Source organism: Paenibacillus sp. 01T47, assembly GCF_056398245.1.
The window spans coordinates 137,476-150,041 of sequence record NZ_JBFTPA010000011.1; the positions used below are offsets into that span (position 1 = coordinate 137,476).

Annotated in this window: 11 protein-coding genes; 7 read left to right on the top strand and 4 right to left on the bottom strand. The window is 44.2% G+C overall.

Annotated features, from left to right (window positions below; translation table 11 throughout):
• Window positions 1–324: 324 nt before the first annotated feature.
• Complete coding sequence (locus tag AC1DOV_RS21195; protein WP_477551005.1) at window positions 325–1,674, top strand: SGNH/GDSL hydrolase family protein; 1,350 nt, start codon at window positions 325–327, stop codon at window positions 1,672–1,674.
• Between the two features lie 7 nt (window positions 1,675–1,681).
• On the opposite strand, the gene kapB is transcribed toward AC1DOV_RS21195, so the two are convergent.
• Window positions 1,682–2,077 (bottom strand): kinase-associated lipoprotein KapB, encoded by a 396-nt coding sequence (kapB, locus tag AC1DOV_RS21200; RefSeq protein WP_076268924.1) that lies wholly within the window; start codon window positions 2,075–2,077, stop codon window positions 1,682–1,684.
• 204 nt (window positions 2,078–2,281) lie between these two features.
• On the opposite strand from kapB, the gene AC1DOV_RS21205 reads away from it, so the two are divergent.
• From AC1DOV_RS21205 to AC1DOV_RS21215, 3 genes are all read left to right on the top strand, one after another.
• Window positions 2,282–3,397, top strand: a complete 1,116-nt coding sequence (locus AC1DOV_RS21205) for an MGDG synthase family glycosyltransferase (protein WP_477551006.1) — start codon at window positions 2,282–2,284, stop codon at window positions 3,395–3,397.
• 83 nt (window positions 3,398–3,480) lie between these two features.
• Window positions 3,481–4,896, top strand: a complete 1,416-nt coding sequence (locus AC1DOV_RS21210) for an NAD-dependent malic enzyme (RefSeq protein WP_475443667.1) — start codon at window positions 3,481–3,483, stop codon at window positions 4,894–4,896.
• Window positions 4,897–5,298: 402 nt separating this feature from the next.
• The gene (locus AC1DOV_RS21215; protein WP_477512971.1) at window positions 5,299–5,943 is read left to right on the top strand and encodes a YqaA family protein; all 645 of its coding nucleotides are present in this window, start codon (window positions 5,299–5,301) and stop codon (window positions 5,941–5,943) included.
• 61 nt (window positions 5,944–6,004) lie between these two features.
• Here AC1DOV_RS21215 and AC1DOV_RS21220 read toward each other — a convergent pair whose 3' ends face one another.
• From AC1DOV_RS21220 to AC1DOV_RS21230, 3 genes are all read right to left on the bottom strand, one after another.
• On the bottom strand, window positions 6,005–7,033 hold the full coding sequence (locus AC1DOV_RS21220; RefSeq protein ID WP_477512970.1) for a C40 family peptidase: 1,029 nt from the start codon (window positions 7,031–7,033) through the stop codon (window positions 6,005–6,007).
• Window positions 7,034–7,370: 337 nt separating this feature from the next.
• On the bottom strand, window positions 7,371–8,321 hold the full coding sequence (locus AC1DOV_RS21225; protein WP_477527703.1) for a cation diffusion facilitator family transporter: 951 nt from the start codon (window positions 8,319–8,321) through the stop codon (window positions 7,371–7,373).
• Between the two features lie 108 nt (window positions 8,322–8,429).
• On the bottom strand, window positions 8,430–9,428 hold the full coding sequence (locus tag AC1DOV_RS21230; RefSeq protein WP_477512367.1) for an ABC transporter substrate-binding protein: 999 nt from the start codon (window positions 9,426–9,428) through the stop codon (window positions 8,430–8,432).
• 197 nt (window positions 9,429–9,625) lie between these two features.
• Here AC1DOV_RS21230 and AC1DOV_RS21235 point away from each other — a divergent pair, with 197 nt between their 5' ends.
• The 3 genes from AC1DOV_RS21235 to AC1DOV_RS21245 are packed head-to-tail and all read left to right on the top strand — an operon-like array spanning window position 9,626 to window position 12,548.
• Window positions 9,626–10,633, top strand: a complete 1,008-nt coding sequence (locus AC1DOV_RS21235) for a FecCD family ABC transporter permease (protein ID WP_339204605.1) — start codon at window positions 9,626–9,628, stop codon at window positions 10,631–10,633.
• 1 nt (window position 10,634) lies between these two features.
• Window positions 10,635–11,681 (top strand): FecCD family ABC transporter permease, encoded by a 1,047-nt coding sequence (locus AC1DOV_RS21240; RefSeq protein ID WP_477551007.1) that lies wholly within the window; start codon window positions 10,635–10,637, stop codon window positions 11,679–11,681.
• Window positions 11,682–11,732: 51 nt separating this feature from the next.
• Window positions 11,733–12,548, top strand: coding sequence for an ABC transporter ATP-binding protein (locus AC1DOV_RS21245; RefSeq protein WP_339204607.1), 816 nt, complete (start codon window positions 11,733–11,735; stop codon window positions 12,546–12,548).
• The last annotated feature ends 18 nt before the right edge of the window (window positions 12,549–12,566 follow it).

Below are 12,566 nucleotides of genomic sequence, written 5' to 3' on the forward strand. Positions count from 1 at the left end.
GTTTTATCATAGAATGGTAGTCAGCGAGGCACACCGGCCTGCTCCTTGACATTCCTAAGCTAAACGGAAACGTCTCTTATAGAGCGTTAACGTTTAATTGACCACACCCGGCCTTTACCGCGTCATAGCGATTATCCTGTTATTTTATCATTAGGCCAAAGCGGAATCAATTTAATATTTTCATAATAGTTTGCACTATTTTACTACAAATTCAATTATTGAAGATGGTTTTGAAGGCGTTAGCTTCGATTCTCTGCGGAGTATCATCATAGCATACCCTGCAGTTTTTATTTCCTTTTATTTTAACAGAGGAGTGTGTACTTATTGTATAGCAAGTTTAGGAAAGCGGCGTTTCGCGCTGCATCGTCAGTATTGATCGCTATCGTGCTTACAACCGGTATTTTCTCTCCACTAAGTATAAGCACTGCCGGGAATAACGCTCCTACTGCTCATGCTGCCTCTGTAGTTGACAAAAAGAAAGTTGATCACACTTACCGCATCGTCGCGGTTGGTGATTCATTAACTGCCGGCTACGAATATGGCTTTACCGAACAATCCATTCCATATGGCTTCGTAGAGCATGTATACGAACAAGCTTTATTCCATGGACTTCGTGCAGAGTACATCAATTATGGGGTGCTAGGGCTCCAAACATCAGGATTAAAGCGATGGATTGAAGCCGTTGTGAGCGGTGCCAGCGTAAAAAGCTCTGATATTCAGAGTGGACTGCCCGATCCACGCGCAGAGCGAATTTTTGCTGAAACGTCGCTGCTCCGCTCTGCCTTAAGTGAAGCTGATCTAATCGTAATGACAATAGGCGGCAACGACTTGTATGCTGTTCTCGACAAGCTAAATAAGGGTGCCGATCATGCCGAGACGACTGCTGTGTTGGACAAGGCTTTGGACACTTACGAGACGGAGCTTGAGGCAGCTCTAAGATTGCTGCTGTCTCAGCAGCCAAATGCCCAAATCATTATCGCAGATCAATATCTGCCAATACCTCCTCCATTAAAGGTAGGATCGCTCATCTTTCCTCTTTACCCTGAGGCTGACCGGTTGTTTCTGAAGGATAGCATCAAGCAGCTGCGGGAACGCTTAAATCAGATAATCGAACGGCTTGTGAAAGAAGGATTTAATGTTAAAATCGCAAATGTCTCCTCTTCCTTCATAGATAATGAGCTAAGCTATACATCAATTGCAAAAGGGGACATACATCCTAGCAGGGCGGGTTATGCTGCAATGGGGAAATCCTTTTCGAAGGCCATTTGGGGAGATTATCGTATCGTTAAGCCAAGAGCAAAGGATAGTGAGGCTGCGCTTACTATTGTCATTAATGGAAAAGAAATGATTAGCGCAAATAAACCAATGGTTGTTCAAAATCGCACCTTCGTACCGCTTCGGAGCATTGCAGACGCATTAGGCGCTACCACCAAATGGAACGCCGCTGCGCAGACGGCAACTATAAAAGTTGCCGATCGAGCGGTGGATATAACGGTAGGACAATCCTCTTTCCGTGAAAACGGTACAGTTAAAGCACTAAATGCACCGCCTGCTTTTATCCATACCGTTGGCAAAGCAAGCACGTTATATGTTCCGCTTGCCGCATTATCAGAAGGATTGCAATTCCAAGTGATTTATCGCGATACTCTAAAAACCGTCTTCATTAATAAATAATATAAAGCTATTTATATTCCTTTAAGAGCTGCTGCATTTGCTCCAAGCCTTTAGCCGCCCAGCGCTGCAGTCGATCCAATGAAGCAATTTCGGCTTCTGCGGCAGCTCTTAAAGAATCGTTATACTCTGGAATAATGCCTGTATGCCGCTTTACGTCACGCAGCAAAACATTTGTTTTTTCTGTAAAGCTTAGTGCACGACGCTCATGAAACATAGGCACGTCTGGATTATAAGGATTATGCAGGTCTCCTTGCTCAGGATGCTTTAACACAGCTAATACCTTTACGAGAGCACGAGGCCCGTTAATTTCAACAAGCTCACCTAGATAATGACCGGAGCGGATTTCAGCTCTAACGTTATCCCCTATTTTCAAACTATCGTCAACCTGGTTATTTCGTTCCATATCGAACCATCCTCACTTTATTATGTTATATTTGCTTGTAAAATATATGTAAATATAGTTGACTACTTAGTTACATATAATAATAATGTGTACATCTTCATTCTAGGATAATTTATCCACCACATTATTCGCAACCCTAGCGGATAAAACTTGTGTTAGTCGCACTTGCATCGTAATATGGAATTAGAAAAGTAGGTGGAATGAATGCGTAAGAAAAGAGTGCTTCTGCTCTCTGAAGGCTTTGGCTCTGGTCATACCCAAGCTGCCTATGCGCTCGCTGTCGGACTCAAGCAATTAAGTCCGGGGATTCAGACCCGCGTCATCGAGTTAGGAAATTTCCTTAATCCGGTGCTTGGTCCGTGGATTATATCTGCATATCGCAAAACGGTAAGCAAACAACCAAAGATGGTCGGTCTTATGTACCGCAGCAACTATAAGAAGTCGCTTAACCGCTTTACACAGCTTGCGCTTCATCGTGTGTTTTATACCCAAACGTCACAGGTCATATCCCAGCTGAAGCCAGAACTAATCGTATGCACCCATCCTGTACCGAATGCTGTCGTTGCTCGGCTCAAACGTCTAGGACTAGACATACGGTTATATACGCTTATTACAGACTATGATGCACATGGGTCATGGGTAAACCAAGAAGTCAATAAATACCTCGTTTCAAGCGAGCTTGTGAAAGAGCGGCTCATGGAAAAAGGGGTTACAACAGACCGAATTGAAGTAACAGGAATCCCTGTTCACCCCAACTTCTGGCATACATACGAGAAAGAAGAGATTAGAGAGCAATTTGATTTAAAAAACATGCCGACCGTACTCATAATGGGCGGCGGTTGGGGAATTTTATACGAGGACAATGCCCTTGAATATATGACCAAATGGCGGGAAAACACACAACTCATTTACTGCGTTGGCTCAAACGAGAAGATGAAGGAAAAAATGCTTGCCGATCCCCTTTTTCAGCATCCTAACATTCGTATACTTGGCTTCACTCGCGAGGTGAACAAGCTGATGGATGTCTCCGATCTTCTAATTACGAAACCTGGAGGCATGACCTGCACAGAAGGAATGAGCAAAGGAATTCCAATGCTGTTTTATGAGCCGATTCCTGGACAAGAAGAAGAGAACTGCGAATATTTCATCAATAACGGATTTGGAGAAATGCTCGATTCGAACGATACTGTCGATAAGTGGTTCAAGCTTATTCATGAGCCTTACGCTTCAGGCCAGTTTAGAGACAGCCTGCTTACCAAACGCAATCAACAATACGACCCCACGAGTTGTCCGAACGCCGTCCTGCGACTGATGCAGTGACGGTTTTCTTTTTAAAATAAGAATGAAGCATAAATTGTATGCCCTTATCCAAATAGTATAACTGATGAAGGGAGCTGTTTATAATGAGTTCGAAGATGACAGACGGAAAAACGATTATTTTGAGGTTGGAAATTGATACGAATCTTGCGCAGTTTGGCCGAGCAGCTACAGCAATCGAACAAGCCAAAGGCGATATTATCGCCATAGACGTCATACATACAGACAAAAACAAAAGCTTGCGCGATTTAACTGTGAAAATATCGGAGCATGGCGCAGCAGAACGGCTTACGACAGCGCTGAAATCATTAGAAGGCATTCGGCTCGTTCATATATCCGACCGTACCTTCCTGCTTCATCTTGGAGGTAAAATTTCAATTCAGCCCAAAACGCCGATCCAAAACCGCGATGACTTGTCCCGTGTCTATACGCCGGATGTGGCTAGAGTATGCCAAGCAATCGCCGAAGAACCGTCCAAAGCATATACGCTCACCATAAAAAGAAATATGGTTGCCGTCGTTTCCGACGGAAGCGCGGTGCTTGGCCTCGGCAATATCGGTCCGTATGCAGCTATGCCTGTCATGGAAGGCAAAGCAATGCTGTTCAAGCAATTTGCCGATGTCGATGCGTTCCCGATCTGCCTCGACACGCAGGATACCGAAACCATCATTGCAACGATCAAAAATATTGCGCCTGCCTTTGGCGGCATTAATTTAGAGGATATTTCCTCCCCTCGCTGCTTTGAAATTGAACAAAGGTTAAAGCAGGAGCTTGATATTCCTGTCTTTCATGATGATCAGCATGGTACTGCGGTCGTATTATACGCGGGGCTGCTAAATGCGCTGAAGCTGACAAATCGAAGCCTCCAAGAGGCTCGCATCGTTATTTGCGGAATCGGGGCAGCAGGAACCGCTTGTACAAAAATGCTGATCGCCGGAGGAGCAAAACATATTATCGGTGTGGACCGGGCTGGGATATTGTCCGCTGACTGTGTTTATGACAACCCTATGTGGCAGTGGTATGCTAATCATACGAATGAAGAGCGCATCACAGGCGGTTTAGCTGAAGCGCTAAACGGCGCTGATGTTTTTATAGGCGTTTCGGCCGGCGGCATATTGACGCGAGAGCATATTACAACGATGGCAAAAGATCCAATCGTTTTCGCAATGGCGAATCCAGAGCCTGAAATACGCCCTGAACTAGCTGAGGATATCGTCGCTGTTTTTGCTACGGGGAGATCGGATTATCCTAATCAGATTAACAATGTTCTCTGCTTTCCGGGAATTTTCCGTGGAGCGCTCGATAGCCGGGCTGCCACAATTAATGAAGAGATGAAGCTTGCGGCAGCAGAAGCCATTGCCTCCGTTATCAGTGATGAAGAACTGAGCCCTATGTATATAGTTCCTAGCGTCTTCAACACGAGAGTCGTTGAGGAAGTACGGCGACGCGTCATACAGGCTGCTCAGCAAAGCGGTGTCTCTCGCCGTCAAATTCGGGAGTAGCTGCTGCCATTCTATTCTTTGTAGTAATCTCCGCTCGTTTACGGCCCCCGTAACGAGCTTTTTTTTATTTTTAGCAACGTGAATTTTTCTAAATCATCAATAATCATAAGAATTGAAAATGCTGGGAGAGAATATTCTGAAAAAGACGTTGAAACCTGTAAGCAGGTTATCACGTATTCGTTCTTAAGCACTTGGTCTAGAGGAACTAGAGAAGCGGAGATGAAACACATGACAAGTATCATCTTCTTAAGCGAAAAAATTATGCTATAATTAAAATATCAAGCGCTAAAGCGCTTTTTCAACAAGCTGCAGCATATGTTAGCATAAGTGGAATTTACACACGGTATATTTCGTAAAAGCAGGCTTTATGTGCAGGTTAGTTGATGGAAAGGGAGCCTGGTAATGTTTCAAGCCGTAGTCGATTTTTTAAAGGATTTCGGTCCACTCGGATTGTTTATTCATTCGTTTCTAGACGCAGTTATATTTCCCATTCCTGCTTTTTTTCTTCAAGTTTCATTGAGCATACTCAATCCATCTACAGCATTATGGCTGGCCACTGTGGGCTATATCGCCTGCCTCCTAGGTACACCTGTCGGGTATTATTTGGGAAAGATTATGGGCAAATCCGTTCTATATAAATTTCTAAAAAAAGAATGGATCGATGCCGCTACGGATAAGTTTCAGAAAAATGGCGAAGCAGCCATTCTTATCGGCTCTTTCACACCTATTCCATTCAAAGTATTTACAATATTGTCTGGTTGCTTAAATTTCCCTCTTTGGAGATTAATCGGGTACGCAGCAATTGGCCGGGGCTTAAAGTTCTATATTGTTGGATCATTATTTTATTTCTACGGACGCGCTGCGGAAAGCATGGTTAAGGATGTTTCCTTGTATATCTTTTTAGGAGCCGTGCCTATTCTCATTGTTTATCTTTTTCTTCGCAAGAGACGTAACAAGAAGAAAGCGCTCGAGGACAAAGAAGTTGAAGCAGTCCAGAACGAACAAATTAAACATAACGATAATGCGAAAATTCAAATAGATTCATAAGCAATTTCATACAGATGTAAAAAAGCCAGTTAGGAATAAATCCTAACTGGCTTTTTTGAGGTTATAACGCGCTTCCACCGAACAGTATACGATACTCCCAATGGGTACCTTCAATACTGCTGACGGTAACACCGCCCCCCTCTTTCGAATACGTATGCAATACTTTGCCGTCTCCCAAATAAATCCCGTCATGAGTAATCGTAGCTTTAGATTTATCAATTCCATTATAGGCTGATGCCTTCGTTCCTTTATAGGACATAAAGAATACGATATCACCGCGTTTCAACTGCTTCCAGTTGGTCGTAATAGAACCTTTATCCTTTACGTACTGACCTTGCTGACGAGAGTCAGCCGGGAGCTTCAGAGAGACGCCATCAAGAAAGGCTTGTCTCACGAAATCGGAGCAATCAAAAGTTGTCGTCGTGTTGCGATCAGAACTGTATTCATAAGGGGTGCCTAAATACTTCATCCCTGCAGCTATGATTTTCTCAACCTGCTTATCTTTTGATACATCAGGATTCGTAACTGTTCCACCGCCATTGCCGCCCGTGTTCCCCCCAGTATTCCCACCAGGAATAGTCCCAGTTACTTTCAAGTAGGAAGAATCTGTGCTTACATAGCCGCGAATACCGTTGCCATCCTTCACTTCATACCAATAGCTGTTTGTCTTTTCTACGATAGTTACCTGCTCACCTTTCTTCAAATATCGAATGCGTTCACCCGATGTCGATGCCGCCTTTCGGAAAGAAACAGAAGATAGAGCGACTGCATTGCCGTCTTGTGCAGGAACCGAGGTTTGAAGCTCAATATACTGTGATGAGGTCGATATGTAACCTTGTTTACCCGAAGAATCTGCTACTTTATACCAATATGAATTAACCTTATTCATCACCGTAATTTGTTCGCCTTTCTTTAAACTGCGAATAATGGATGCTGATGTCGAAGGTGATGTGCGCATATTTACGCTCGATTGTACCTCTGCTGCTTGTGTTGTCTGAGCCGCCAGCGCTGCTGGAACTGAAAGTGAACTAAACAATAATGCTGCCGTTAACGTTGCTGTTGCCATCCTTTTTTTCATGCTGTGTTGCAATCCTTACGCCTCCTTGGTGTGTAAACAGTTTAAGTTTCACGGTTCTGCTTCATTGTAAATTCGATTAGATTAGACAAGTATCGACCAAAAAGCCTATTTAACCCCTCTTCGTAATAGGTTTTAAGAACCATAAAATCGTCGTATGTACACAAAAAAAAGACATCCCAATTAAGAGGATGCCTTAGTACCTATATGCACTTGAAATTTACTCCATCACTGCAACTAAATTGTATGATTTTCATGTGAAGAGTAGGTCTTTTGGCAGAATCAGCCTTTCATGCCATTTGAACCATAAATTTTGATTTTGAACTCATTTGGCAACAATTACCGATTGGATTTAATGATTTTCCGGCTTACTTGCCCCTGTATTCTCGATTAGCTCATCGGGCTCAACGTGAACATGTATGCTCATTATGTTATGCTTCCTACTCATTCGACGCTCGATTTCGTCACTTATTTGATGGCTTTCGATCAATGTAAGCTCGGGATCAACCTGAACGATTACATCGACAAGTACATGACTGCCATGTACTCTAGCTTTAATATCCTTAATCGATTTAACACCTTTCGTTTTGGCAATTGTTGAACTTAGAGAGGACAGCTCATTCTCATCAAAGCCGTCCGTAAGCGCATGCGTAGAGCTATAAAAAATTTCCCAAGCCGTTTTACATATTATAATACCTACAGCTATTGCCGCTACAGGATCAAGCCATGGCAAGCCAAATTGTGATCCTATAATACCGATAGCTGCCCCTATGCTCACAAGAGCATCTGACAAGTTATCCTTAGCTGCCGCTAATAAAGCTTGATTGTTAATTCGGAGGGCCAGCCTTCGATTATATATATAAACCCCGCCCATACATGCCGCAGCAAATAAAGCAATCCATGCTGTCATTAGATTAGGTATATGATGATTAGCAGCAAACAATGATTTTACCGCACTGATCAATACTTGGATGCCCACCGTCGCCATAATGAACGAAGCGATAAGTGCTGCAATGGTCTCCGCTCGAAAATGTCCGTATGGATGATCCTTATCCGGCGGCTTCTGTGAAATTCGCAATCCAATCAGTACGGCTACTGACGCAACAATATCCGTAAGGTTGTTATAGCCGTCTGCAACGAGTGCTCCAGATACGAACCAGTAGCCTGCTCCGAGTTTGATGGCGGATAATCCCAAATAAGCGCCTATACTGACCCAAGCACCCTTCTCGCCTTGTTTAATCTCATCATACTGATTCAGCTTAAATACCCCCCAAGCAATAAAAGTATGTATTTTTGCACCCATGCAACAATCCAGTGTATCGATTCGAACGATCATATCCTAATTAACTTACCCGTTATTATAAGAAAAAAACAGCCGGTATAAGAACCGACTGCTTTAAAAAGCGACTATTTAGTTAATTTCATAAATCTTATAAATTTCATCAAGCATTAGATTAGCTGCAATGACGCCGCCGGCTGTATTCCAGATCGCATCGCTCACTCTAATCGCTTTATTATTTTTTACAACTTGAAGGCTTTGCCACAAAGGATCCTTCAACATTTCTTCTTCCATCTTCGTTCCTTTGCCATCACCCGTTTCATAAGTGAAGTAGAACAACATGTCAGCATCTACTTCCGGCAAACGTTCTTTCGTAATTTCCTCAACGAATGTATCTTTATATTTTTGATTGTCTGGACGTGTAATTCCAAGCTTCGAGAATGCAATCCCTGTAAAAGTATCCTCTAAGTAAATGCGCGTTTTGCCCGCCATAAACCGAACGACTGATACCTTCTGGTTGAGCTTGTCGCCAGCTTTACTTTTAAAGTCTGCTGCACGGTTGTCATAGTCGGCAATGATTTTTTCGCCATCAGCTTTCTTGCCGATCGCATCAGCATATAGCATGAAATTAGACTGCCAAGCACCACGAAGCGTTTCAGAAAACACAGTAGGTGCAATAACCTTAAGCTGATCATAAACTTTCTCTTGGCGCAATTTATTACCAATAATAAGATCAGGTTTTAGGCTTGCAATCAGCTCGATGTTAGGCTGACTCTCTTCACCTACAACGGTAACACCTTCCATATCCGCTTTTATGTGGTCATACCATGGGTCGCCTGTCCAAGATTTCACCGCGCCTACCGGTTTAATGCCAAGTGCCAGCAACGCTTCTGTTCCTTCGTTAGATAATACGACGATACGAGTTGGATTGCCTTCTATTTTGGTCTCGCCCATTGCATGCGTAATTACTCTCGTGTCTTCTGTCTTTGACGCGTTTGTTCCTTCTGTCGCCGATGAATTGCCTTCGTTATTTTTTGAACCGGATTGGCCGCATCCCGAAACAATTACGGCTAGTGCAAGCAATAGGGCGGATGCTGTCCAAGTAAATTTCTTCTTTAATACATAAGACATTTTTTTCTCCCCTTCATGTTGAAAATCATTCTCAGTTTTATTACAAACGAAACTATACCAGCCATATAAAACAAAGTCAATAACTGTTGATAATGATTTTCAACTTCATTGACACTATGTACATGATCCCCTAAAATGTTTTAGTAGTCCTAAATCATGAATACCCTTCACAATTGACATCAAGGAAAGAGGAAATTATGAGTACATTATTACATACACGAGCCCAGAAAATAATAGGGCTGATAACCGGCTTGCTCCTCTTTGCTGCTGGTATCGTTTGCAGCATAGCATTTGGAGTAACGAATATTAGCTGGCGCACGATTTTAGCTTCATTTACCGCATTTGATGGCTCTCAGGAGCAGCTCATCATTCAAACGGCAAGAGTGCCGCGCGCGTTTATCGCAGCCGCAGTCGGAGCGAGTCTAGCTGTAGCAGGCTCACTCATGCAGGGAATTACCCGCAATCAGCTTGCTTCTCCGAGCATATTCGGCGTGAATTCAGGAGCCGCTTTCTTCATCGTCATCGGCTCTGCCTTTTTCGGAGCTAGCGGCATGACGACTTTTGCAACTCTGGCGTTTGTAGGAGCAGCCTTTACAGTGACTCTCGTTTACTCGCTTGGCTCGATCGGCAACGATGGTTTGACTCCGCTGAAGGTTACGCTTGCTGGCGCTGCTATGACTGCTTTCTTCTCTTCGCTCACGCTGGGCGTATTGCTTACAAGCGGCCAGACATTTGATCAGGTGCTTTATTGGTTTGTCGGCTCCGTCTCAGGACGCGACATGAACATCTTTACAGCCGCTGCTCCATATATGGGTATTGCCTTGATAGCGGCCATCGTGCTTGCAAGACATATGAACGTGCTGGCGCTTGGAGAAGACGTTGCTGTAGGATTAGGTCAAAAAACCGTCTATATCAAATTAGCAGCTGGAATTATTATCGTTCTGCTCGCAGGCGGCTCGGTCTCTATGGCTGGCCCTATTGCTTTCGTTGGCATTATTATTCCTCATCTAATGCGTTATTTAGTTGGCATTGACTACCGTTGGGTTATTCCATACTGCGCGGTGTTTGGCGGCATATTGCTGCTTGCTGCTGATATCGGATCAAGATATATTTCATTTCCGAAGGAAGTTCCCGTGGGAATCATGACAGCGATTATTGGTGTTCCTTTCTTCGTGTTTATCGCTAGAAGAGGAGGCCAATCCTAATATGAATAAATGGATCACACTCAGGGGCCGCAAACACTCCTTTCAACTTGACCGCCGAACATTAATGGTGATTGTTATGTTGCTAATTGCCAATTTAGCAGCAGTCGTCATTTGTGTTGGGCTTGGCAGCAAAACCATTAATCCTATCGATGTTTTACTTACTTTTGTGGGACAAGGTGATTCGTCAGATGCGATGATTATTTTTTCACTTCGTCTGCCACGCGTGTTGATTGCTGTAATGGTAGGCTCAGCACTCGCTGTTTCAGGGGCGCTGCTGCAAGGTATTGTGCGCAATCCTTTGACATCTCCCGATATTATCGGCATTACGGGCGGAGCCTCACTTGGCACCGTTATATTCATTTTGTATTTTTCGCATATAAGCATCCGGTTCATGCCGATCAGTGCTGTTATTGGAGCTTTTGCCGTCGCGTTCCTCATTTATTTATTTGCTTACCGAAAAGGAATCACGCCGCTCAGGCTCGTCCTAATTGGTATCGGAATGGCTACCGCATTAACTGCGGTTACCTACATGCTTATCCTTACGTCATCCTTCACGCCTACTGCGGTAGCCGTCAAAGCCTTTACTTTTATGACTGGCAGCATCTACGGCGTATCATGGGACAGAGACTTTTGGACTTTGCTTCCATGGCTTGTCGTTTTGTTTCCAATTGCGCTTATCTATGCTCGGCATCTTAATGTCCAGGAGCTTGGCGATGAGGTTGCTACAAGCGTTGGCAGCTCCGTCCAAATCAAAAGAACGATACTGCTCATCATCAGCGTTGCGCTCGCAGGTGTTGCGGTTGCTATAGGTGGTGCCATTAATTTCATCGGGCTTATGGCGCCACATATTGCCCGGAAGCTTGTTGGCCCGTCTTATGGAGGCGTAATACCTGTGTCCGCTTTAATAGGGTCGCTTGTATTGCTGCTCTCTGACCTTATCGCAAGAACTGCGTTCCTTCCGCTAGATATTCCAGCAGGTGTCTTCACTGCAGCGATAGGCGCACCGTTCTTTATCTATTTATTGTATCGCCATCGCAACCGATCATAACGCACTGCGCGTTTATAATTAAACAATAATAAGCAAAGGGGAGAGATTATCGTGTCCTCCATTCAAGCGAAAAATCTTACGTTATCCTACGGACAAAAAGCGATTTTCAATAATCTTGATTTGCTGATCCCTCCCGGCAAGATCACAGTATTCATTGGCAGCAACGGCTGCGGCAAGTCAACGCTGCTCCGTTCCCTTGCCCGCCTTTTAAAGCCGCAAGAAGGCTCTATTCTTATTGATGGCCATGAGATTGCCAAACTCTCTAGCAAGGAAATCGCAAGGCGCCTAGCGATCTTGCCTCAAGGTCCAATTGCACCGGAAGGCTTAACCGTCCATCAGCTCGTCAAGCAAGGCCGTTATCCTTATCAAAGCTGGCTGCAGCAATGGTCGCATGAAGACGAGAAGATGGTCAAAAAAGCACTTGAAGTGACGCATATGGACGAACTGTCCTCGCGCTCACTGGACTCGCTATCCGGCGGTCAACGTCAACGTGCTTGGATAGCAATGACGCTAGCCCAAAACACACCGACTATTTTGCTTGATGAGCCGACAACTTATTTGGATATGGCCCATCAGATCGAAATTCTTGATTTGCTTTTTGATTTAAACGAGCAGGAGAATCGTACGATTGTGATGGTGCTGCACGACATTAACCTAGCTTGCCGATATGCTGATCACATTGTAGCTGTGAAAGACGGCCAAATACATGCGCAGGGCAAACCGGAAGCCATTATGAACGAACAGCTTATACGCACCGTGTTTGATATGGAATGCCAAATCACAGCAGATCCCATATTTGGCACTCCCCTTTGCATCCCTTACGGGAAAGGCCGCAAGCTGCCATTAAAGCAAGAAAGCGTGCGTTAAGCACATAATAAAAAAAAT